Origin of the sequence: Streptomyces shenzhenensis (genome assembly GCF_021462265.1) — a bacterium.
GTDB classification, from domain to species: Bacteria; Actinomycetota; Actinomycetes; order Streptomycetales; family Streptomycetaceae; genus Streptomyces; species Streptomyces shenzhenensis.
The window spans coordinates 362756-385018 of record NZ_JAJONF010000002.1 but is presented as its reverse complement, the minus strand read 5'-3'; the positions used below and the strand labels follow the sequence as shown (position 1 = coordinate 385018).

The 22263-nt window shown below is 74.4% G+C and carries 20 protein-coding genes; 10 read left to right on the top strand and 10 right to left on the bottom strand.

Going from position 1 to position 22263, the window contains the following annotated elements; all coding sequences use genetic code 11:
- The first annotated feature begins 39 nt into the window (after positions 1-39).
- Entirely contained in the window at positions 40-1137 is a 1098-nt protein-coding gene (gene hypD / locus LQ326_RS04195) for a hydrogenase formation protein HypD (protein WP_234532592.1), read from the top strand.
- Positions 1134-2168, top strand: coding sequence for a hydrogenase expression/formation protein HypE (gene hypE / locus LQ326_RS04190; RefSeq protein WP_234532584.1), 1035 nt, complete (start codon positions 1134-1136; stop codon positions 2166-2168). The genes hypD and hypE overlap by 4 nt, the downstream gene beginning before the upstream one ends.
- 44 nt (positions 2169-2212) lie before the next feature.
- On the opposite strand, the gene LQ326_RS04185 is transcribed toward hypE, so the two are convergent.
- Both LQ326_RS04185 and LQ326_RS04180 read right to left on the bottom strand, forming a co-directional pair.
- Positions 2213-3217, bottom strand: a complete 1005-nt coding sequence (locus LQ326_RS04185; RefSeq protein ID WP_234532583.1) for an Acg family FMN-binding oxidoreductase — start codon at positions 3215-3217, stop codon at positions 2213-2215.
- 154 nt (positions 3218-3371) lie between these two features.
- On the bottom strand, positions 3372-4103 hold the full coding sequence (locus LQ326_RS04180) for a CBS domain-containing protein (protein WP_234532582.1): 732 nt from the start codon (positions 4101-4103) through the stop codon (positions 3372-3374).
- A gap of 436 nt (positions 4104-4539) precedes the next feature.
- Here LQ326_RS04180 and LQ326_RS04175 point away from each other — a divergent pair, with 436 nt between their 5' ends.
- The 3 genes from LQ326_RS04175 (at position 4540) to LQ326_RS04165 (ending at position 9539) form a co-directional block, all read left to right on the top strand.
- Positions 4540-5529: an Acg family FMN-binding oxidoreductase gene (locus tag LQ326_RS04175; protein ID WP_234532581.1), complete on the top strand. Its 990-nt coding sequence runs from the start codon at positions 4540-4542 to the stop codon at positions 5527-5529.
- A 611-nt stretch (positions 5530-6140) separates the two neighbouring features.
- A complete protein-coding gene (locus tag LQ326_RS04170; protein ID WP_234532580.1) occupies positions 6141-8450 on the top strand; it encodes a heavy metal translocating P-type ATPase in 2310 nt (769 codons plus the stop codon).
- 198 nt (positions 8451-8648) lie between these two features.
- Positions 8649-9539, top strand: coding sequence for a universal stress protein (locus LQ326_RS04165; RefSeq protein ID WP_234532579.1), 891 nt, complete (start codon positions 8649-8651; stop codon positions 9537-9539).
- A 318-nt stretch (positions 9540-9857) separates the two neighbouring features.
- Here the strand turns inward: LQ326_RS04165 and LQ326_RS04160 are convergent, their stop codons facing one another.
- The 4 genes from LQ326_RS04160 to LQ326_RS04145 all read right to left on the bottom strand — a co-directional run bounded on the left by LQ326_RS04160 (position 9858) and on the right by LQ326_RS04145 (position 14578).
- On the bottom strand, positions 9858-10484 hold the full coding sequence (locus LQ326_RS04160; protein ID WP_234532846.1) for a hypothetical protein: 627 nt from the start codon (positions 10482-10484) through the stop codon (positions 9858-9860).
- 168 nt (positions 10485-10652) lie between these two features.
- The gene (locus LQ326_RS04155; RefSeq protein ID WP_234532571.1) at positions 10653-11168 is read right to left on the bottom strand and encodes a DUF2231 domain-containing protein; all 516 of its coding nucleotides are present in this window, start codon (positions 11166-11168) and stop codon (positions 10653-10655) included.
- 97 nt (positions 11169-11265) lie between these two features.
- Positions 11266-13644 carry a glycoside hydrolase family 65 protein gene (locus LQ326_RS04150; RefSeq protein WP_234532569.1) on the bottom strand — a complete coding sequence of 793 codons (2379 nt, stop codon included), beginning with the start codon at positions 13642-13644 and terminating at the stop codon, positions 11266-11268.
- 61 nt (positions 13645-13705) lie between these two features.
- Positions 13706-14578, bottom strand: a complete 873-nt coding sequence (locus LQ326_RS04145) for a universal stress protein (protein WP_234532567.1) — start codon at positions 14576-14578, stop codon at positions 13706-13708.
- 230 nt (positions 14579-14808) lie between these two features.
- Between LQ326_RS04145 and LQ326_RS04140 the strand changes: the two genes are divergently transcribed.
- Both LQ326_RS04140 and LQ326_RS04135 read left to right on the top strand, forming a co-directional pair.
- Entirely contained in the window at positions 14809-15519 is a 711-nt protein-coding gene (locus LQ326_RS04140; RefSeq protein ID WP_234532565.1) for a CBS domain-containing protein, read from the top strand.
- Positions 15520-15892: 373 nt separating this feature from the next.
- A complete protein-coding gene (locus LQ326_RS04135; RefSeq protein WP_234532554.1) occupies positions 15893-16558 on the top strand; it encodes a CBS domain-containing protein in 666 nt (221 codons plus the stop codon).
- 124 nt (positions 16559-16682) lie between these two features.
- Here LQ326_RS04135 and LQ326_RS04130 read toward each other — a convergent pair whose 3' ends face one another.
- From LQ326_RS04130 to LQ326_RS04115, 4 genes are all read right to left on the bottom strand, one after another.
- Positions 16683-17108 (bottom strand): Hsp20/alpha crystallin family protein, encoded by a 426-nt coding sequence (locus LQ326_RS04130; RefSeq protein ID WP_234532552.1) that lies wholly within the window; start codon positions 17106-17108, stop codon positions 16683-16685.
- A 244-nt stretch (positions 17109-17352) separates the two neighbouring features.
- Entirely contained in the window at positions 17353-18216 is an 864-nt protein-coding gene (locus LQ326_RS04125; RefSeq protein WP_234532541.1) for a universal stress protein, read from the bottom strand.
- Between the two features lie 118 nt (positions 18217-18334).
- Entirely contained in the window at positions 18335-19012 is a 678-nt protein-coding gene (locus LQ326_RS04120; RefSeq protein ID WP_234532539.1) for a helix-turn-helix domain-containing protein, read from the bottom strand.
- A gap of 23 nt (positions 19013-19035) precedes the next feature.
- Entirely contained in the window at positions 19036-20103 is a 1068-nt protein-coding gene (locus tag LQ326_RS04115) for a zinc-dependent alcohol dehydrogenase family protein (protein WP_234532844.1), read from the bottom strand.
- 274 nt (positions 20104-20377) lie between these two features.
- Here LQ326_RS04115 and LQ326_RS04110 point away from each other — a divergent pair, with 274 nt between their 5' ends.
- The 3 genes from LQ326_RS04110 (at position 20378) to LQ326_RS04100 (ending at position 22249) form a co-directional block, all read left to right on the top strand.
- The gene (locus LQ326_RS04110; protein ID WP_234532536.1) at positions 20378-20770 is read left to right on the top strand and encodes an STAS domain-containing protein; all 393 of its coding nucleotides are present in this window, start codon (positions 20378-20380) and stop codon (positions 20768-20770) included.
- A 160-nt stretch (positions 20771-20930) separates the two neighbouring features.
- Positions 20931-21512 (top strand): Rv1733c family protein, encoded by a 582-nt coding sequence (locus LQ326_RS04105; RefSeq protein WP_234532534.1) that lies wholly within the window; start codon positions 20931-20933, stop codon positions 21510-21512.
- Positions 21513-21565: 53 nt separating this feature from the next.
- Positions 21566-22249, top strand: coding sequence for a universal stress protein (locus LQ326_RS04100; protein ID WP_234532532.1), 684 nt, complete (start codon positions 21566-21568; stop codon positions 22247-22249).
- The last annotated feature ends 14 nt before the right edge of the window (positions 22250-22263 follow it).

The following is a 22263-nucleotide window of genomic DNA, read 5'->3' as shown; positions in this document are numbered from 1 at the left end:
GCCCCGGGCCGTCCCCGCGTCGCCGGACGTGAGACACCGATGAAGTACCTCGACGAGTACCGCGACCCCGTTCTCGCCCGGCGGCTGCTGGACGAGCTGCGGGACACCGCCACCCGCCCCTGGCGGATCATGGAGGTGTGCGGCGGCCAGACCCACACCCTGGTGCGCCAGGGCATCGACGAACTGCTGCCGGCCGGGATGCGGATGATCCACGGGCCGGGCTGCCCGGTCTGTGTGACCCCGCTTGAGACCCTGGACCGGGCCATGGCGATCGCCGCGACGCCCGGTGTGATCCTGACCAGCTTCGGCGACATGCTGCGGGTGCCGGGCACCGGCACCGACCTGCTGTCGCTGCGGGCGCGGGGCGCGGACGTGCGGGTGGTGTACGCCCCGATGGACGCCGTACGCCTGGCGGCCGCGCACCCGGACCGCCAAGTGGTGTTCCTGGCCGTGGGCTTCGAGACGACCGCCCCGGCCAACGCCACGGCCGTGCTGCACGCGGCCCGGCTCGGCCTGGCGAACTTCTCGATGCTGGTCAGCCATGTCCTGGTGCCGCCGGCGATGACCGCGCTGCTCGACGACCCCGACTGCGAGGTGCAGGCCTTCCTGGCGGCCGGGCATGTGTGCGCGGTGATGGGCTGGCGCGAGTACGAGCCGATCGCCGCCCGCTACCGGGTGCCGATCGTGGTCACCGGCTTCGAGCCGCTGGACCTGCTGGAAGGCGTGCTGATGGCGGTACGGCAGCTGGAGTCCGGGCGGTACGAGGTGGCGAACCAGTACGCGAGGGCGGTGCGGCGCGACGGGAACACCGACGCCCAGGACGCCGTCCGCACGGTCTTCCGGACCACCGACCGGGCCTGGCGCGGGATCGGCACCCTGCCCGGCAGCGGGCTCGAACTCGCCGAGCCGTACGCGGGGTTCGACGCGGCCCGCCGCTTCGACGTCGGCGGCCTCAGCCCGGTAGAGGACCCGGAGTGCATCGCGGGCGCGATCCTCACCGGGGCGTCGGTGCCCACGGACTGCGCCGCGTACGGCACCCGCTGCACCCCCCGTCATCCCCTCGGCGCCCCCATGGTGTCGTCCGAGGGCACGTGTGCCGCCTTCCACGCGGCCGGACGCGTCAGGAGTGAGTCATGACCACCGAGTGCCCCACTCCCCGGCACGAGGACGAGGTGGTGCTGCTCGGCCACGGCGCGGGCGGCCGGCTGACCTCGGAGCTGCTCGACCGGCTGATCCTGCCCGCCGTGGACACCGAACAGGGCCCCCTGGAGGACGCCGCGCTGCTGCCCGGCTACCGGGAGCTGGTGATCAGCACGGACAGCTTCGTGGTCAGCCCGCTCTTCTTCCCCGGCGGGGACATCGGGTCCCTGGCCGTGCACGGCACGGTCAACGACCTCGCCATGCGGGGCGCGCGGCCGCTCGCCCTGACGCTCTCCCTGATCGTCGAGGAGGGGCTCGCGCTGGCCGAACTCGGCGCCGTCATGGACTCCTTGGGGAAAGCGGCCCGGGACGCCGGGGTGCCCGTGGTCACCGGGGACACCAAGGTCGTGGGCCGCGGCGCCGCCGACAAGCTGTTCGTCAACACCACCGGTGTCGGGCAGCGGCACGGCGGACTGCACCCGTCCGCGGCGCTGGCCCGCCCCGGTGACGCGGTGCTGCTGTCCGGCCCGGTCGGGCTGCACGGCACGACCGTGCTCAGCACCCGCGAGGGCCTCGGCTTCGAGAGCGCCATCGCCTCCGACTCCCGGCCGCTGCACCGGCTGGTGGCCGCGCTGGCACCGCTGGGCCCCGCCGTCCACGCGCTGCGCGACCCGACCCGGGGCGGGCTGGCGGCCGCCCTCAACGAGATCGCCCGTGACTCCCGGGTCGCCGTCGAGGTCGAGGAGGCCGCCGTGCCCGTGCCGGAGGCCGTCGCGGGGGCCTGTGACCTGCTCGGTCTGGACCCCCTGGTGGTGGCCAACGAGGGCTGCATGGTCGCGTTCGTGGCCGCCGACGCCGCCGACGCGGCGCTGGCGGCACTGCGTTCCCTGCCGGAGGGCGCACAGGCGGTACGGATCGGGGAGGTGCTGCCGCAGGGGCCCGGCGGACGGGTGACGCTGCGGACCCTGGTGGGTGCCCGGCGCATCGTGGACATGCCGCTCGGGGAGCAACTGCCCCGCATCTGCTGACGTCTGCCGCCCCGCGGCCGGGCCGCCCGGCACCCCGGCCCTGGTCAACGCCCCGGTGCCGGTGCGCTCTCGCGCACGAGCAGACCGTCGAGCGGACGCCGGGGCAGCCGCGGAGTGGGTGCCCCGTGACCGAGCCGAAGCACCATCTGCGGGAACCGGCGCGGAGTGAACCACGTCCGCAACTCACCGCGCAGGGCGGGCAGTTCCAGGGGCTGGGTGTGGAAGGCGGCCTTGACGTCGCGGGCGGCGGCGTACAGCAGGACGCGCTGGAGCGCCTGCCCGGCCCGCAGCCAGTCCGCGCGGCCGTCGCGCGGGGTGGAGAGCACGAGGACGGACCCCGTCCCCACGCCGCGGCTGCGGACCGGCACGGTGTACCGGTGGGCCAGGCCGAGGTAGTCCCGGCCGGCCAGCAGTGTCAGGTCGGGGTGGCCGAGGCAGGCCTCGGCGGGCAGTCCCCACGGCCCGACGCAGCGCGCGAGTTCGGCGGCGTGCCCGGGATCCGTACGGTGCCGGTCCTCGGCGCCGCGCACGAGATCGGCCAGCAGCTCCAGCCGGTCCGTGCTGTCGACCGGCTGGAGTTCGGCGCCCTCGGCCCGGGCCTGAGCGCACAGGTCGTCGAGCAGGGTCTCGGACAACGCCCCCGACGCGAACCGGCCGCGGTGGGTGCGCCGCTGCCCGATCGCCCGAACCAGCCGCGCCTCACCGCGGGTGACCGGCGCGTGCGCGCCGAAGTCCACGCGGGCGAGGAACTCCGGCCGTCCGGACACCGGCAGCACGTCCACCACGGGCCGGAAACCGAGGTGCCGTACGGCGATCCGCACGTTGAACAGGGCGGCTCCGACGGCGATGACGGCCTGCCGGCCGTCCGGGTCGGTCAGCGGCAGCCGCCTTCCGGTGTCGGCGTGCAGCTCGAAGCCCCGGTCGTGCCCCACCTCCGCGAAGAACCACGGCTGGACGTTGTGCGGCGAGGGCGCGAGGGAGGCGGCCCGTGCCAGATGGTGAGCCGCGTGGCCGGGGTTCCGGTACGGGATCCGGTATGCCGTGGTCATGGTCGGCACCGCCTTTCGGGAAGATCTCGCCGCCGGCATCCCCGGCCCCGTTCCCACGCCGCACGGGCTGTCCGGCCCCGCGTCCGGTCCGGGTGCCGCGACCCCGTGGCCGCATCGGTCATGACAGGGCGGTACCGGAGCTGACGTGCGGCCGTCACAGCCGGCGCAGCCAGCCGTCGGTCACGCCGTGGAAAGCCTGCTCGTCGGGCTGCGTCCGGGAGTCGTCCAGCCGGTAGCCGAGCTTGTCGACGACCGCGACGACACCGTCGACCCGGCCGGTCATGGCGACGGCGATCTCCGCGTCGCTCCTGCGTTCCAGTTGCCCGGAGAGCGTCACCACGCCCTCGGTCACGGAGACGTGGACACTGCCCCTGGGCACCCACAGCCCGCGCACCAGCACCTCCTCGACGACCTCCTCGCGGATCTCCGCGTCCGGACGCAGGAAGACCTTCAGCAGGTCGCCGCGGGTGACGATGCCCACGAGCCGGTCCTCCTCGTCGACGACCGGCAGCCGCTGCACATGGTGCTCCGCCATGATCCGGGCCGCCGCCACGACGGTCTCCTCGGCGTGGACCGTGACCGGCGGCGCGCTCATCAGCCGGTTCGCGGCAAGGGCCCTGGCCTTGGCGGCCCGCCGACGTCCTCCGGGTGTCAGGCCCGCGAGCCGGTGGCGCCTCGCGGGCAGCCAGGGGTCCGGAGTCTCGGCCTGACGGAACATCAGATCCGTTTCGGACACGACCCCGACGACCCTGTCGGCCGCGTCGACGACGGGCACTCCGCTGATGCGGCCTTCGCCGAGCAGGCGGGCCACCTCCTTGAACGGGGTGCCGCGCTCGGCACGGACGACCTCCGTGGTCATCACGGAGCCGACCTTCCGGTACTTCATGATCGCGCCTCCTCCGACTCGACTCCTGCTGAATTCACCGCACTTCGAGCGTCCCGCGGACACGGGCCACGCTCCTATGGGCTGTACGGCGGTAACTCGGGCCGGTCGGCCCCGAGTACGCGGCGAGTGGCCCAAGTCCGTGGCGGGTGGTTCGAGTACGGAGCGGGCGGGCCAAGCCCGGGGCGGGTGACCCAAGTCCGGGGCGGGTGACCCAAGCCCCAGGCGGGCAGCCCAAGCCCCAGGCGGGCAGCCCAAGTCCGGGGCGGACGGGCCAAGTCCCGGGCAGGCGGGCTGGTTCGCGCGCCGCTGCGCCATCCCCCGTACGGCACGGCGCCTGGGCCCTTCGGCCCCTCCCCGACCCGCCCCCAAGAGCCCACGCTGGACAGGTCGCCCGACGGCCCGCCGACGACCCGGCGCCGGACGCAGAGGAGGCCTCATGCAGACCACGGCCCTCGATCGCACGACCCTGGAGCAGTTGCTCTCGGCGGCCGTGGCCGCGCCCTCGGTCCACAACACGCAGCCCTGGCGGTTCCGGCTCACCCCGGACCCGGTCACGCTGGAGATCCGCGCGGCCGTCGGCCGCACCCTGCGCCGCGCCGATCCGGCCGGGCGCGCGCTGCACATGTCCCTCGGCTGCGCGCTGCTCAACCTGCGGGTCGCGGTGGCGCACCGCGGGTGGGAGCCGGTCACCCGGCTGCTCCCCCGGCCCGGCGAGCCGGATCTGCTGGCCACCTTGCGCATCGGCGGCCCGGTACGGTTCCCGGTCGATCCACGGCTCTACGACGCCGTGTGGCACCGCCACAGCAGCCGCCAGCCGTTCTCCGGCCGGCCTCTTCCCGCCGCGCTGTTCGCCGAACTGGCCGAGACCGCGCACGCGGAAGGGTCCCTGCTGAGCCTTTCGGAGCCCGCCGAATGCGACCGTCTGCTCCGCCTGACCTGGGAGGCCGAGCAGCGCAACCGGGTGGATCGCGCGCGGGCGGCGGAAAGCCGCCGCTGGGTGCACGAGCCGGACGGTTCGGGCCTCGGTGTGCCGCCCGGGGCGATCGGGCCGCAGGACTACCGGGACCGCGTCCCGATGCGGGACTTCGGCGCGCACCGCCGTCCCGCGGTGCTGCCCGCCCGCTCCTTCGAGGCGCGTCCGGTCCTCGCCGTGCTCTCCACCGCGCACGACCGGCGGGCCGACTGGCTGCGGGCGGGCCAGGCGCTGGAACGTGTCCTGCTGCTCGCCACCGCGCACGGCGTCCGCGCCTCGCTGCTGCACCAGGCGCTGGAGTGGCCCGACCTGCGCGCACAGCTCATCCGGGTCCCGGACGACGGACGGGTGCACGCCCAGATGCTGGTCCGGCTGGGCTACGGCCCCGAGGGAACCGCGTCACCACGGCGCAGGGCGGGTCGGACACTGGAGGAACGCGTCCCCGAGGACTGAGACCCGGACCGCCGCGCCGCACGCCGCCGGCCAGGAGGCTTCGAGCGCTGGGCACGCGCGCCGCGCGCCGGCCTGCCGCGCTCGTCGAGGAGGAGGGCGGCGCGCGCGGGTCCCCCGAAGGGCGCGGCCGTGGGCCGGTCGCCCACGCGGGCCGTCGCGGCCCGCCCCTTGCCTTTGTCCGCGGGGCCTGTGCCCGCTGCACCGGGACCGGGACCGGGACCGGCGACAGCGTGCGGCCGGGCGGCCACCCTCCGCGCGGTCCCGGTGCCGCCGTCCGTCTGACCGGCCCCGCCCGCACAGGGCCGTACGGTCCCGGCAGCGCACCGACCGGCCCTCCCGCGGAGGCTGTGCGGGCACGGAGGCTGGGATCGGAGACCACTACGCGGCGTGCCTGCCCCGGCCGTCGCTCCGACACGGGAGGTGTGCGTCATGACCGGTTCCGCGTTCGCCGGGTCCGACGGCTGCCACGGATCGCGGCCCGTCCGCTCGGCAGAACCGAAAACGGCGGCCGCCAGCTCCTCGTACCGAACCGCCCCCGGCCCGTGCCGCGCGTCCGGTCACCGTCGTCCCACACCGCTGAAGGCGTGTGGTCACCCGAGCGAGGCCCGCCGATGAACCACGCACCGCGGAACAGGCCGTTCAGGCTCCCGGGCGCCGAACCGGCTCTCCTGGCGGTCACGACCGTCGCGCTCGCCGCCGGCGCCATCGCCTGGCTGATGGACGCCCGTGGCCTCGCCGACCTGTGCTGGGCGCTCGGCACGGTCGCCGCCGTCGTCCCCGCCGTCGCCTGGGTCGTGCAGGCCCTGCGCCGCGGACAGGCGGGTGTGGACCTGATCGCGGTGGTGGCGCTGGGCGGCACCCTGGTCGTCGGCGAGTACCTGGCCGGGGCGCTGATCGCGCTCATGCTCGCCACCGGCCGCACCCTGGAGTCGGTGGCACAGCGACGCGCCTCCCGGGACCTGCGTGCCCTGCTGGAACACGCGCCCCGTACCGCACGGCGGCGCACCGGCACCGAGGTGCGCACCGTGCCGTCGGCCGACGTGGTGCCCGGCGACCTGCTCGTGGTCGGCCCGGGTGAGGTCGTCCCGGTCGACGGCCATGTCGCCGGAGACACGGCGGTGCTGGACGAATCGGTGCTCACCGGGGAGCCGCTGACCGTGCGGCGCCCGTCCGGCGAGTCGGTGCGCAGCGGTGTCGTGAACGCCGGCGGCGCGTTCGAGATGCGCGCCACGGCGACCGAGCAGGACAGCACGTACGCCGGCATCGTACGGCTGGCCCGGCAGGCCGGTGCCGAGTCCGCGCCCGTCGTCCGGCTGGCCGACCGGTACGCGGCCTGGTTCCTGCCGCTGTCCCTGGCGGCCGCGGGGCTGGCCTGGCTGGTGTCCGGTTCCGCCGTGCGCGCGGTGGCCGTCCTGGTGGTCGCCACGCCGTGCCCGCTGCTGCTGGCGGCTCCGGTGGCCATCGTGTGCGGAATGTCGCGGACCTCGCGGCTCGGTGTGCTGGTCCGGGACGGCGGGTCGCTGGAGGCACTGGGCCGGGCCCGGACCCTGCTCCTGGACAAGACCGGCACGCTCACCGAGGGACATCCCCGGGTTCTCGACGTGGTCGCCGCGCCGGGCTGGCAGTCCAGCCAGGTGCTGCGGCTGGCCGCCTCGATCGACCAGTACTCACCGCACGTGCTGGCGCAGGCGGTGGTGGACTCGGCCCGGGAGCGGGGCCTGCGGCTGTCCGTGCCGGCGGACGTGTCGGAGGAGCCCGGCCGGGGCGCGACCGGCACGCTCGCGGGCCGGCGGATGGCGGTGGGCCGTCTCGGCGCCGTCACGGAGAAGCCGGAGTGGGTCCGCGCGGTGGACAACCGGGCCCTGCTCGACGGGGCCGCCGTTGCCTGGCTGAGCGTCGACGACCGCCCCGTCGGTGCCGTCCTGCTGCACGACCCGCTGCGCCCCGACGCGCCGCGCACCCTGCGCCGGCTGCGCGCGGCTGGCGTCGAACGGCTCGTGATGCTCACCGGCGACCGGGCCGAGCCCGCCCTGGAAGTCGGCGCCGTGCTCGGCCTCGACGAGGTGCGGGCCGGGCTCGCCCCGGCCGACAAGGTCGCCGCGGTCCGCGCGGAACGTGCCCGAGCCGTCACGGTGATGGTGGGCGACGGCGTGAACGACGCCCCCGCCCTCGCGGCGGCCGACATCGGGGTGGCGATGGGGGCCCGCGGCGCCACGGCGTCCTCGGAGGCCGCCGACGTCGTGCTGACCACCGACCGGGTGGACCGCCTGGCCGACGCGGTCGCCGTCGCCGTACGGTCCCGGCGCATCGCCGTGCAGAGCGCGCTCGGCGGGATGGCGCTCTCCCTGGCCGCGATGGCCGCGGCCGCCGTCGGTCTGCTCCCGCCCGCCGCCGGCGCTCTCCTCCAGGAAGGGATCGACGTCCTGGTGATCCTCAACGCCCTGCGGGCGCTGGGCGACGACCGGGCGGCGCGACCGGCTCTGCAGCCCGCCACGGAGGCGCTCATCCACCGCTTCGCGGCCGAGCACGACGACCTGCGGGACGTGCTGGAGGCCGTGCGCTCCGCCGCCGACCGTCTCTCCTCCGACGCCGGACCGGACTCCCTCGCGGCGGTGGCGGAGGTCCACCGGCTGCTCACCGAGCGGCTGCTGCCGCACGAGCACGCGGAGGAGCACGAGCTCTACCCGGCGCTCGCCCCCGCTCTCGGCGGCCCGGAGGCCACCGCCACGATGAGCCGCGCCCACGTCGAGATCGAACGCCTCGCCCGCCGCATCGCCACCCACCTCACGCTCGCCGGTACGGCGGGCCCGCTGGCCCCGGAGCAACTCGACGACCTGCGGGCCTGCCTGTACGGGCTGCACACCGTGCTGCGCCTGCACTTCACCCAGGAAGAGGAGAACTACTTCTCGCTGGCGCCGTGAGGCGACGGCGGTGACCGGCCGGGCGACCCGCATCGCATCGGGGAAGGCCCCGCTGGTCCGCCCGCCGGCCCTGAGGGACCTTCGGCCCGCTCCCGGGGCCGGAGAGCCCCTGCCCGGGCCGGCGCCGCGCGGATAACGCTGGTGCTACGGAGCCTGCACCACCCGGACGCGGGCGCGGATCCGAGAGAGGTGAGGGTCGTGCTTCGCCCTGTAGTCGTAGGACTGGACGGATCGCGGGAGAGCCTCACCGCCGCCGACTGGGCGGCGCGCGAGGCCTTGCGGCGCGGCTTGCCGCTGCGCCTGGTGTACGCGGCCGAGGTACCGGTTGGCGGTGAGTCGGAACTGCCGGAACTCTCGGTTCCGCGCCACTGGGCCCGCCGGATCCTGCGCGACGCCCTGGCCGAGATCAACGAGCGGTATCCGAAGCTGTACCTCAGCGCGGAGCAGATCCCCCGGCCCGCCGCCGAGTCACTCCTCGCCGCGGGTGACGCCGGGGAGATGCTGGTGCTCGGCAGCCGGGCGTTCAGCGGGTTCGGCGGGTTCCTGGCCGGTTCGGTGGCGCTGCAGACGGTGACCCGGGCGGAACGGCCCGTGGTGCTCGTCCGCGCTGACCATGCCCTCGAGGACGAACACGTCCTGGACACCGGGGGGCGCCGGTCGGCGGACACCCCGTACCGTGCCGTGGTCGTCGGAGTCGACGCGGTGCGGCCCGCCGAGCAGGTGCTCGCGTTCGCCTTCGAGAACGCGGCCCTGCGCGGCGCGCCCCTGCGGGCGGTGTACGCCTGGCGGCTGCCGCTGATGCGGGCCACCGCGGAGGCCGGGGCGCACCGGGAGGCGGAGGACGCGGCCCGGCAGGCCCTGCACTCGGTGCTCGCCCCGTGGCGGGAGAAGTTCCCCGCCGTGGAGATCGTCGAGCAGCCGGAGGAGGGGCACCCGGCGCAGCGGCTGCTGTGCGCCGCGCAGGACGCCGGTCTGCTGGCCGTCGGCCGCCGGATCCGGCCGGCCCGGCTGGGCCCGCACACCGGACCCGTCGCACACGCCGTCATGCACCACGTCCGCTGCCCGGTCGCGATCGTGCCGCACGAGTGACTTCCCCGGGGCCGGGGCCGGGGCGCAAACGCGCTCGCCTGCGGACCCCGCGCCTGCCAGGGCCGCGGCGGGGCGCTCTGCGCCCGCTGGTCCTGGACGCGGCGCTGTGCGCGGCGGACGGCAAGGGGATCGCGGTCGACACGACGGGCTGCCTGGAGTCTTCCGCACCCTGTGCGGGGCGATCGGCATGTCGCCCGAGGAGTGACGTGAGCGCGTCGCCTCAGGCCACCGGTACGACACGGCAGGCTTCGGCCACCGGTACGACAACACGGCAGGCCCCGTCGCGGGGCCTGCCGTGTCGCTGGGTGTTCCCGGAGTTCAGAGCAGCCAGCGGTTGCGGTCGACGAAGGGCAGCCGGGCCCAGACCTTGCCCAGGCCCCAGACCGTGCCGGCGCCCGCGGCCGCGAGGGCGACGAGGACGACGGCGTAGATGAGGTGGTAGTCGGCGAACGGGTTGCTGGACATGCTCGCCGAGCCGTCCGAGAGGTGCTTGGCCGGCGGCCACTCGGCGATCCACATGAACGCCATCATCAGTGTGCCGGCGAGCGCGGTGAGGCGCAGGCCGATGCCCGCGATCAGCGCGAGGCCGATGCCGAGCAGGCCGAGCATGAACAGCCAGTCGGCCCAGCCCTGTCCGGCCCAGTCGTGGAACGTCGACTCCATCGGGCCCGCGGCGACACCGCTCAGGAAGCCCTTGGTGGGCGAGCCGCCGTCGATCCAGCCCTTGCCGGACGGCGTCGCGTAGCCGAACCCGAAGGTCTTGTCCAGGAACGCCCACAGGAAGACGAACCCGGTCAGCAGGCGGAGCCCGGCGAGCGCGTACGCGCTGGTCGCCGTCGCCGCGGCGGTCGCCACCTCACCGGACGCGGGCGCCGTCCCGGTCCCGCGGAGCGACGGGAGGTGGAACCCGAGGTGCCGGCGGGGGTGGTCGTGGTGGACTGCCATGATGGTCATCCCTTCCAGGGGGTGGTGCGTGGGAATCTGACGACTCGTTGCACCTTCAATGTCCCCCTGTCGCGGCCGCCCCGCAGGGGGCCGCACCGCCCGCCGTACGGGGCCGAACGTCCCTCTTGGCGAGGGACGTTGAGTACCCGTCAGCTGGCGCAGGGAACCTCAGTCGTCCGCGTCTCCGTGGGAGGCGGTCTTGGAGAAGCCGTCGTGCCATGCCGCCTTGGCACCCGAGTCGCCGATGCGGTAGACGTCCACCACGGCGCCCGCCGCCACCACGACCGAGAGGACCATCGCCGCCACGCGCACCGGCGTGCCGGACCAGAAGCCCGCGCCCTTGGCGTCCTGCCGAGCCTCGGAGGTGGCGCGGGCACCCCACCAGACCAGGGCCGCCAGGACGAACAGGCCCAAGGCCCAGGGGAGCAGCCCGTCCCCGAGCTCGGCGTGCCGTTCCACCAGGGCGTTGTCGTCGACGTGCCGCTCCAGCCATTCGCCGGCCTGGGTCGTGAGCGGCACGCAGACCAGCGCGACCAGGGCCAGGACCGGCAGCACCACGCCCATGCGCCGGGCGACTCGCGGAGAGATCGCCGCGGCCACGAGCGCCAGCGCGGCCAGCGGGACGAGCACCACGACGATGTGCACGAACAGGACATGGGCGGGCAAGCCGTTTATCAGGGACATCAACAAATCCTCGGATGAGATGGTCACGATGGATACACGGGCGTCTCAGACTTGCACAGGAACCTCTCAGTCCCCTCTGAGACGGTTCTCTCACTCCTCAGGCACCGTCCGCAAGGACCAGCCGGCAGGTGTCCCCGGCCTCCACGCGGATCGCGCGGTCCGGGAGGCGGACGCAGATCGACGACCGGTCCGAGGCGGGCACCAGCATCTCCAGCCGTCCTCGCCGCAGGCGCAGCCGTACGCCCCAGTGCCCCTGGTAGCGAAGGGACACCGCGTACGAGGAGAGTTCCGGCAGCGGCACGGGGTCGAGCCAGAGCGCCCCTTCGCGGGTCTCCAGTCCGGTCAGTCCCCGCTGGACGAGGTCGAGGGTGCCCGCCATCGCACCGAGGTGGATGCCTTCCCCGGTGGTGCCGCCCTGGAGGTCGGCGATGTCGCCGCGCAGGGCCTCCTGGACGAAGGCCCACGCGTTCGCGCGCCGGGCGCGGGCCAGGACCCAGCCGTGGACCAGGCCGCTGAGGGTGGAGCCGTGACTGGTGCGGCGCAGGTAGTAGTCGACCGTGCGCACCCAGGTCCTGTCGTCCAGCGGGTGCCCCAGCCGCTCGAAGAGGGAGCGGAGTTCGGCAGGTGAGAAGAGATAGCCGAGCATCAGGACATCGGCCTGCTTGGACGCCTTGTAGCGGTTGACGCTGTCGCCTTCCGCCTCCAGGATCCGGTCGAGGCGGCGGATGTCGTCGTAGCGCTCGCGGTAGCCGGCCCAGTCGAGTTCGGCGAGGTCGCCGTAGCCCTCGAACTGGCTGATGACGCCGTCGTGGAAGGGGATGTGCAGGGTGTGGGACACCTCCTCCCAGCGTTCGAGTTCGCCGTCGTCCAGGCCGGTGCGGCCGGCGAGTTCACGGCGACGCGGCTCGGGCAGTGTCCGCAGCAGTTCGAGGGCGCGGCTGAGCACCCAGGCGGCGGTGACGTTGGTGTAGGCGTTGTCGTCGAGGCCGGGTTCCGGTGCGTCCGGGTAGGCGTCGTGGTATTCGTCGGGCCCGACCACACCGCGGATGCGGTGGCGGCCGAGCCGGTCGTCCCAGGTGGCCGAGTCGGCCCAGAAGCGGGCGATCTGCAGGAGCGTCTCGGCGCCCTCGGTGTCCCGGAAGCCGGTGTCGCCGGTCGCCTCGCAGTACTGCCACACGTTGTAGGCGACCGCCGAGCCGACGTGCCACTGCAGCCGTGAGTGGTCCGGGAGCCAGCGCCCCGAGCGGGGGTTGAGGTGCAGTTCCTGGGACTCCTCACGGCCGTCGCTGCCGCTCTGCCAGGGGTACAGCGCACCGCGCCGGCCCAGCGCGGCGGCGGCCGCGCGGGCCTGGCCCAGACGCCGGTACCGGTAGCGGAGCAGCGCGCGCGAGACCTCCGGGAAGTGCAGGTTGAGGAAGGGCAGGACGAACAGCTCGTCCCAGAAGACGTGGCCGCGGTACGCCTCGCCGTGCAGTCCACGGGCCGGTACCCCCACGTCCAGGTCCGCCGTGTGCGGGGACAGGGTCTGCAGTACGTGGAAGAGGTGCAGCCGCAGGATCCGGCCGGCCCGGCCGGGGACGTCCAGCTCGGCCTGCCGCCAGAGGTGTTCCCACGCCTTGCGGTGCGATTCGAGGAGAGAGCCGAAACCGGGAGCGGCGGCGACCCGGTCGACGGCGGCCCGCAGGGGATCGCCGATCGCGGGGTCGCGTGAGGTGTGCAGCGCCGCGATCTTGTCGACGACGAGGGTACGTCCGGGAGTGAGCGGGAGCAGGAGGTGCTGTACGGCGCGCAGCGGTGTCGGGGCCGCCTCAATGATCGGCGCGTCGGTCACCAGCCGGGCCGCCAGGCCGATCCGGATGTCCGAGGTACTGGTACGGCAGTGCAACCAGACGGTGTCAGGGGTGGCCACTCCGCTGCGCACGTCGGTCAGATGGCGGCCGTCGAGGTCGCGGTAGCGCGCTACCCCGGCGTTGGTGACGCTTCCGTCGAGCGCGGCCTCGACCTCCAGCTCCCCGGCGTAACCCTGGGCGGTGAACTCGGTGCGCAGGGCGGCCAGATGCGGGTCTGCCATGTGGACGACGCGCTGCTGACGGACGTAGAGCACGCCGCCGTCGCCGAGGGCGAAGCGGGTCCGGCGCTCCAGGAGGCCGGTGGCGAGGTGCAGGACCTGCCGGTGGTCGAGCACCGTGGCGGTGTCCGGGGTGAGCCAGTCACCGCCCGGCAGCCGGAACCGGAGCGGCAGCCAGTTCGGGACGTTGACCATGTCCTCGTTCTCGACCCGGTGTCCCGCGACCTCCGAGGTGAGCCGGTTGTAGCAGCCGGCCACGTAGGTGCCGGGGTAGTGCACCTCGTCGACGGCGCACTCGGGCAGGGCGCCGCGGGTGGCGAAGTAACCGTTGCCCACCGTGCACAGCGCCTCCCGCAGCCGTTCGTCGGCGGGCAGGTAACCCTCGTACTCCCATGTCCAGCCGCTCACTCAGGCTCCCGGCCCTCGAACTGCTCTTCCGGATGCGGTACGGCGATCCGCGCCGCAACGATCACACCGGCTGCGGCACGATCGCCACCGGGCACGCCGCGTGGTGGAGCAGGGTGTGGGCCACCCGGCCCAGCTGAAGGCCGACGTGTCCCTGCCGGCGCCTGGCACCCACGACGACCAGGTCGGCGGCGGCCGTACGGTGCACGAGGATCCGGTGGGCCGGTCCCTCGGCGGTCACGCTGCGGACCCTGACCTTCGGATGGTCCGCCATGGCTTCGCCGAGCAGCGTGTCGAGCAGCGCCGACGCCTTCTCCTCGTACCGGCGGGCGGCCTCCGCGTGCGACGCGCGGTCGGTGATCTCGTGGGCGGGGCAGCGCCAGGCCCGGACGACGTCCAGGACGCTCGCGCGGACCTCGGCCTCACGGAAGGCGAACCGTACGGCCTCCGCCGCGGTGGCGGGCTCCCCCGCGCCCAGCAGGATCCGCTCGTGGCCGCCGGCCAGGCCGATCCTGTCGCCGCGGACCACGATCACCGGGCAGTGCGCCTTGGCCGCCACCGCCAGGCCGACCGAGCCGAGCAGCAGCCCGGTCAGCTCACCCCGGCCGCGTTCCCCGGTGACCAGGGCGTACGCCTCGTCGCCCGCGTGCAGAAGGGCGCGCACCGGGTCGTCGGCGAGGATGTCGGTGGTGACCTTCACATCCGGGCCGCGCTGTGCGGCGCGCTCGGCCGCGGAGGCGACGATGTGTTCGGCCAGCACACGTTCCGAGGGCCGTTGCGTTCCGTCGAGCGGCACTCCGGCCTCGTACCGCTCCCACCGGGAGGCGTACACCAGCCGGAGCGGGATGTCGTGGCGGGCCGCTTCCTGAACCGCCCAGTCGACCGCGAGCAGGCTCGGGTCCGATCCGTCGACGCCTACGACCAGGGGGAGGGTCATGGTCCCCACCGCCTTTCGTCGGACTGCCACGTCGTGCAGCAGGGGGCTCCACTGTCACCGTGCCACCTTCCGGCAACGGGTTGGAGGGGCCACTCGGCCCGTTCGCGTACCCGGTCAGCCCCTGTCGGCGTGGAGCCGCGCGCCGCAGGCTGTGGCCCGGCCCGCCACAGTGGAGGGCTCCCGGTACGGCCCGTCCCGGCACGGGTCATGGCCCTGAAGGAGGCTCGGACATGAAGCCCACGAAGGTCGGCGCCGTGATGGTGACCGACGTCGTCACGGCGAGGTACGGCACGCCGTTCAAGGAGCTGGTGCGGCTCCTGGAGGAGCACCGCGTCAGCGGCGTCCCAGTGGTCGACGAGGACGGCAGGGTGACCGGCGTGGTCTCCGCGACCGACCTCATGCTGCACCAGACCCTCGACCCCGGGCACGATCACGCGCACCTCATGGGGCGCGCCCGGCGTGCGGCCGTCAAGAGCAACGCGACCACGGCGAGCGGTGTCATGTCTGCGCCGGCCGTCACCGTCCGGTCCGACGCCACGGTCACCGAGGCGGCCCGGCTGATGGCCGCACACCGTGTGGAGCGCCTGCCCGTGGTGGACGTACAGGACCGGCTGGTCGGCATCGTCACCCGGGGCGACCTGCTCCGCGTCTTCCTGCGTTCCGACAAGGAGATCGTCCGGGAGGTCCGGGAGGAGGTCCTCGGCAACACCCTCTGGCTGGCTCCGCAGGCCGTCGAGGTCACGGCGCGGGACGGCGTGGTCACCCTCAGCGGTCAGCTGGAGCGGCGCAGCGAGATCCCCGTCGCGGTCGGCATGACGCGCCGCCTGGACGGGGTCGTCGATGTCGTCGACCACCTCTCCTACCGGATCGACGACAAGCACCTGCGGCCGACCGAGCAGAAGCTGCACGGCGTGGCCGACGACTGGCTCCGCGGACTGTGACGGCGGGACCCGCGCTCCGCGCCCGGCGCGACCCCCGCGGGGTGGTGCCGGGCGCGGAGCGCGGGTCGCGGCGGGACGGGTGACGCCGGCGAGCGGCCGCCGGTTCCGGCGACTCCCGGGTGAACCGGTCCGGTTCCGCCGCCGGCTCGGCGACCGGCTCCAGGCCCCCCAAGTCCGTCTCCCGGGGCGGGAGCGGTTCGCCGTCCGGGAACCCGGTGGGGCTGAGCGGCCTTCGGGCAGCAGACACGGCTGAGGCCGTACGCCCCCTTGCCCGGCCCGCGGGACCCGTGGCGGCCGGGTCCCACCGCGCACACCCTGGGATCAGGGCCCCACGGCCTCGCCCGTCCTTCCCAGGCCTTCCCAGGAGGAGACCATGCCCGGCAAACCGCACACCGTGAGCGACGTGATGACCCGTACCGTCGCCGCCGTCGGCCTCGACGCCCTGTTCAAGGACGTCATCACCCTGATGGAGGAGCGGAAGGTCAGCGCCCTGCCCGTGCTGGAGGGTGACGGCCGGGTGATCGGCGTCGTCTCCGAGGCCGATCTGCTCCCGAAGGAGGAGTTCCGGGACAGCGACCCGGACCGGTTCACGCAGCGCCGCCGCCTCGACGACCTGGCGAAGGCCGGCGCGGTGACCGCCGGGGAGCTGATGAGCACGCCCGCCGTGACCGTGCACGCGAACGCCACGCTCTCCCAGGCGGCGCGCGTCATGGCCCGGGGCGGGGTCAAGCGGCTGCCCGTCGTCGACGACGACAACCTGCTCGAAGGCGTCGTCAGCCGCTCCGACCTGCTGAAGGTCTTCCTGCGCGGCGACGGGGAACTCGCCGAGGAGGTACGGCACGAGGTCGTCGACCGCCTCTTCCCGCTCTCCGCCGACCACATCCAGGTGGAGGTCGCCGAAGGCGTCGTCACCCTCACCGGGTGGGTCGACGACAACGGGCTGGCCCGGGTGGCCGAGCGGCTGGCCCGTACCGTCGAGGGCGTGGTCGACGTCCGCTGCCGCCTCACGCCGATGTCCGTGCGAAGCGACCCGCGCTGACGGTCCTGCCCCGCGGTCGCCCCGGTGTGTCCGGGCCCGCCGCCGGGCAGGACACGGCGGTGTGCGCGGCCGGTGGGCCACCGGCCGCGCACACCTGATGTGGGATCGGCTTCCCCCCCGAGGCTCAGCCGGTCCGCACCGGAATGGTCCTGGTTCCCGTCTTCTGCTCCGGAACCGGGACCGTGATCGTCAGCACGCCGTCCTTGTACTCCGCGGCCGCCTCCTCACCCTTCGCTCCGGCCGGCAGCCGGACGGACCGGGCGAACGTGCCGTAGCGGAACTCGGTACGGTGCTTGTCCTTCGTCTCCTCGGTGCGCTCGGCCCGCAGGGTGAGCACCCCCTCCGTGACGGTGATCTCGACATCGCCGGCGGGGTCGACGCCCGGGAGCTCGGCCCGCAGGACATAGGTGCCGTCCTTGAACTCCTCCTCCACACGGATGCCGTGCAGTCCCGGAGTCCCGTGCAGACCGGGGAAGCCGGACTCGGCCCAGCCGAAGAGGTCCTCGGGCAGCACCGGCCAGCCGCGCAGTCGCTCGATCATGCCGCTCATGCGCTTCCTCCTTTCGGATTCTCATCTCCAGCCTCGCGCAAGGGCGTTGGGACAGCAGTGGGCCGACCGGCCCTGGCCTGGCTCCGGTCGGCCCTTATCCTGACGCCATTCGGCTGACGATCCGTCACATGAGCGGCGGCGCCGGTGATTCGGGGCTACGGCTCCCCCACCGGCACCCGCCGCACCAGCGTCGTACCCTCCCGGCACCCGCGGCCGGGCCACCCGGCCGCGCGCAGCGGAAGGGTCAGTCGTGCGGTACGACCGCGACCGGCGCGGCCGCGTGCCGCAGTACGGCGTGGGCGACCGGGCCGATGTGCGAGCCGAGCGCGGCCCGGCGGATGCGGCGGCCGACCACCACCAGGGAGGCCATGTGCGAGGCGTCCGCCAGGTGTGCGCCGGCGTCGCCCACGACCGACTCCTCGGTCACCTCGACACCCGGGAACTTGGCCCGCCACGGGCCGAGAATCCGCGTGCGCACGCCGGCCTGCTCCTCCCGGGGCTCCGGACCGCTCCGGCCGTGCACCACGCGCAGCCCCGCGGCGCGCCGGGCCGCCGCGGCGAACGCGAAGCCGAGCACCGTGTCGTCGGCGTCGCTGAGGTCCAGCCCGACCACGACCTCCCGGTAGGGGGTCGCCTCGGACGGTGTCCCGGAGGCATCGGCTAGATGCTCGTCCTCGGCGGCGGCTCCCGCGGGGACGAGGACGACCGGCTGTTCGGCACGGGCGACCACCGCGGACGCCACCGAGCCGGGCAGGAAGTCCACGGGCGCGCCCGGGCCCCGCGTGCCGAGCACCAGCAGCTCCGCGTCCCGCGCGGCGCCGACCAGCGCCGGCACCGGCTGTCCCGGGAGCCGGGCGGCAGCCGCCCGCAGGCCGGGGTGGCGGTCGTGCAGCCGGGCCGCCGTCTCCCGCAGCAGCGCCGCAGGGTGGTCGGCCTCCGCCGGGGGCAGCGGCTCGCCCGTGAACGGCACCTGCTCCTGCGGCTGTTGACCACCGACGTGCACCAGTCGCAGCGGAAGGCCGGACATCAGGGACTCACGCGCGGCCCAGTCGGCTGCGGCGAGGCTTTGCGGTGAGCCGTCCAGGCCCACGGCGACGACACGCGTCATGAGGAGACCTCCTGTTTCACGGATGTGCTCCCACTCTGGTCACGTGCGGCGCGCGGCAGGAGTGCCGTAGGTCCTCGCGGTGGGTCCATCGGTCCCTGATGCCGTCGGTGACGAGGGTTCAGGAGACCCCGATACGGCGCCCGGACAGGGAACGGGGCTCGATCCGCACCCACAGGTCGCGCTCGCCGCCCGCCCACGGGGTGCTGTGGACCGCCGCGGTGAGCCGCTGCACCTCCTCCGCCTCGGTCACCCGGCTCGCCGGCCCGCGCACCAGTACGCTCCAGCCCTCGCCGAAGGCGTCGTCGATGCGGTCGACCTCGAAGGCCACCTGGTGGCCCTGGGCCAGGGACGGTGTGGTGTCGTCAGCGGTCCTGAAGACGATCCTGCCGTCGACGATGCTGTAGTTGACCGGCACGATGACGGGGCCCGAGGCGGTGTCCACGCCGAGCCGTCCCACACCATGGGAGCCGAGCAGGTCCCTGCACTCGGCCGGGCTCAGCTCCGTGAACCGGGGATGGTGTCCCGCCCGGCCGCCACCGGGCGGAGCGCCGAGGTCGCCTCCCGTGAGGTGCGACACGGTGGTGTGCAGGACGTCGGCGAGCCTGAGCAGCGCGCCCGTGCCCGGCGCGGCCTCGGAGTGTTCCTCCAGGTACCGCAGGTACCCGGCCGCGATGCCGGCCTGCTCGGCGGTCTCCTCGCGGGTGAGCCCGAGTTCCTTGCGACGGGCCGCCACGCGGCGCCCCAGGTCCCCCAGCGGCGGTCGTTCTGCCGTGTGCGGCCGTACCTGTTCGGCCATGACCGGTCACGTCCTCTCGTCGGTCAGGTCCCGCGGACGGCGACCTCGTGCTGCTCCCCGCCGAGCACCACCTTGAGCGCGCCGGTGTCGGCGGCGCGGCCGAAGACGTCGTAGGCCTCGGCCATGTGGTCCAGCGGGAAGGTGTGGGTGACCAGCTGCGCGGTGGGCAGCCGGCCGGCGGCGGCCATCCGCAGCAGGGTGGGGGTGGAGTGGGTGTCCACCAGGCCCGTGGTGATGGTCACGTTCTTGATCCACAGGTCTTCGAGGTGCAGCGTGGCCGGCTTGCCGTGCACGCCGATGTTGGCGACGCGTCCGCCGGGCCGCACCATGCGGGTGCACAGCTCGAAGGTCTCCGGTACGCCGACGGCCTCCATGACGACGTCCGCGCCGAGCCCGTCGGTGAGGTCGGCGATCAGTTGCTCCGGGGCCTCCCTGGCGTCCGCGACGGCGTCCGCGCCGAAACGCTTGGCCGCCTCCAGCCGGGCCGGGGCCAGGTCCACGGCGACGATCCGCTCGGGGGCGAACAGCCGTGCCGTCGTGATCGCCGCGAGGCCGATGGGACCCGCGCCGACGACGGCGACGGTGTCGCCGGGACGCACCCGGCCGTTGAGGACGCCCACCTCGTAGGAGGTCGGGAAGATGTCCGCGAGGAGCACGGCGTCCTTGTCGTCCACCGCGGCGGGCAGCGCGTGCACGGACAGGTCCGCGAAGGGGACGCGGACGTACTCGGCCTGGGTGCCGTCGATCAGATGGCCGAGGATCCAGCCTCCGCCGCCGCGGCACTGGCCGTACATGCCCTCCCGGCAGTAGGAGCAGCGCCCGCAGGAGCTGATGCAGGAGACCAGCACGCGGTCTCCCGGCCGTACGGTCCGTACGTCACTGCCGACCTCGACGATCTCGCCGACGGCCTCGTGCCCGAGAATCGTGCCGGGCCGCACCTCGGGGACGTCGCCCTTCAGGATGTGCAGGTCCGTCCCGCAGATCGTGACGGCGTCCACCCGCACGACGGCGTCGGTGGGCTCCTTGACCGCGGGGTCGGGGGCCTCTTCCCAGGCGGACTGCCCGGGGCCGTGGAAGACGAAGGCCTTCATGAAGTCGCTCACCGTCCTTGGTCCGCTGCGGGGCTCGGGGTGGGCGGACGCCGGCGGCGGTTGCGGCCGGACGTCGGTGCGTCGCCGGTACTGCCCCGCATATCCAGCCTGTCCTTTCCGGGCCGGGTCCGCATGGGCCGTCCGGCCCTCATGACCTGCCGGGCGGGCCTGCGCCGCGGAAAACCCGGACGCGGGTCCCTCGGCCCCCGCCACCCGGCTCCAAAGGGCCGAACGGCCCTTCCACGAGCCCGGCCGCCTGGACTTGTCTGTCCCCATGGCCGACAACCACACGAGTCCCGTGACGTACCGGACGGCCCGTACCGGACACGGCGCCGTCGTCGTCACCCTGTACGGCGAACTGGATCTTCTGGCGGTTCCGGTGCTCTCCGCCGTTCTGGACTCCCTGACGGCCGCGGTGGCACCCGATCTGGTGCTCGACCTGCGTCCGGTCTCCTTCATCGACTGTTCGGGCCTCGGGCTGCTGTGCCGGGCCCGCAATCGCGTCGGCTCACGCGTCGGCAGGCTGCGGCTGGTCACGCCGGACGACGGCTTCGCGCGGCTGCTGCGCCACACGGGCCTGGGCGAGGCCTTCGAGCTGTATCCCGGTCTCGCCGAGGCCCTCGCCGGCGACGTCTCACCGGCGCCGGTCTCCGCCGCGGTCGCCTGAACCTCTCCCCGGTGAGGGCTGAACGGCCCATGCGCCCGGCCGGGCCGGCCCCCGAGCAGCCCTGTGGCGGGCCCTGGTCGGCCCATGTCCCGGTGCCGGGGCGGCTGACACCTTCGAAGAGTGTCACCACGACACGGAGCCAAGGAGGAGGTGCGGACCGATGCGCAGGACCCGGCGCGTGAAGAAGCTGCTGTGGCGGTGGCGGAGCAACCCCCTGCGACGCCGCGACGATGTCGTCGAGGCCTGGATCGTGCTGGCCGTGTGGACACTCGCCGTGGTGGGGGGAGCCGTCGCCGGACTGGTGGCCGCCCGGGCCGCGGACGGCGTCTTCGCGCGGCAGCGGGAGGAACGGGAGCCGGTGCGGGCCGTGCTCCTCGTCAGCGTCCCGAAGAGCGTTTCCGGGTTCGGCACGGGGAGCGAGCGCATACCGTCGACCGTGGCCTGGACCGCCCCCGACGGTTCCAGGCGCACCGGCCGGACTCTCGTGGACACCGGCACCAAGGCCGGCTCCGGGGTCGTCGTCTGGCAGGACCGCCAGGGCCGGCTGGCCACCAGGCCGCCGAGCGCCGGCGCGGCGGCCGTCGAGGCGGGCGTCCTGGGGACCGCGGCCGGCTGTGCACTGGCCGGCGCGGTCTTCGCGGCCGGAGCGGTCGTACGGTGGCGGCTGGAGCAGCGCCGGCTCGACCTGTGGGACCGCGAGTGGACCGCCGTCGGGCCCCGCTGGGGTCACAAGACCGGCTGAGGGCCGGCGCTTCCTCGAACCCGCACCCCTTTTCATTCGGAAGGTGAACGTCGATGGACCCCGTGCTCCTGGCCCGCACCGGCACGTCGGCCCCCGGCCGCGCCGCGACCGCCTGGGCGGCCCGCGAGGCCGAGCTGCGGGGTGCGGTGCTGCGCGTCTTGGACCGCCCGGTGCGGGAGCCCGGCAGGGCATCGCTGATCGTCTGCGGTGTGAGCGGGGACGCCGGCGTGCCGCCTGGGTCCGGCTCCTCCTGGGACGCCCTCGTCGACGGCGCCCGCGGCCCGGTCGTCCTCGTCCCCGACCTTCTCGCCGCCTCCCACCGCCGGACGGGGGTCATCCTCGGCGTCGACGCCCGCGATCCCTCCGCCGCGGCCCTCGCCTTCGCCTTCCAGAGCGCCCGGCTCCGAGGCGTGCGGCTGCACGCCGTGCATGCCTGGGCGCTGCCCTTGGACGCCGTCTACCGGCCCTTCGGGGTGCCGGAGGTCGACCGCGCCGCCTGGGAGGACCAGGAGGTCCAGCTGCTGGGCGACGCGCTGCGCCCGTGGCGGGAGAGGTATCCGGAGGTCGAGGTGCTGGCGGACGTCCGGTTGTTGAGTCCCACGGCGGCGCTGCTGCACTGCTCCGAACGTGCCGCGCTGGCCGTGGTCCCGGGCGGCCCGGGGGCCCTTGCCTGGCAGGAGGCCGCCCGTGCCCTGCTGCGCCGCGCCACGTGCGCCGTGGCCGTCGTACCGTCCTGACCCGGGGCACCCGC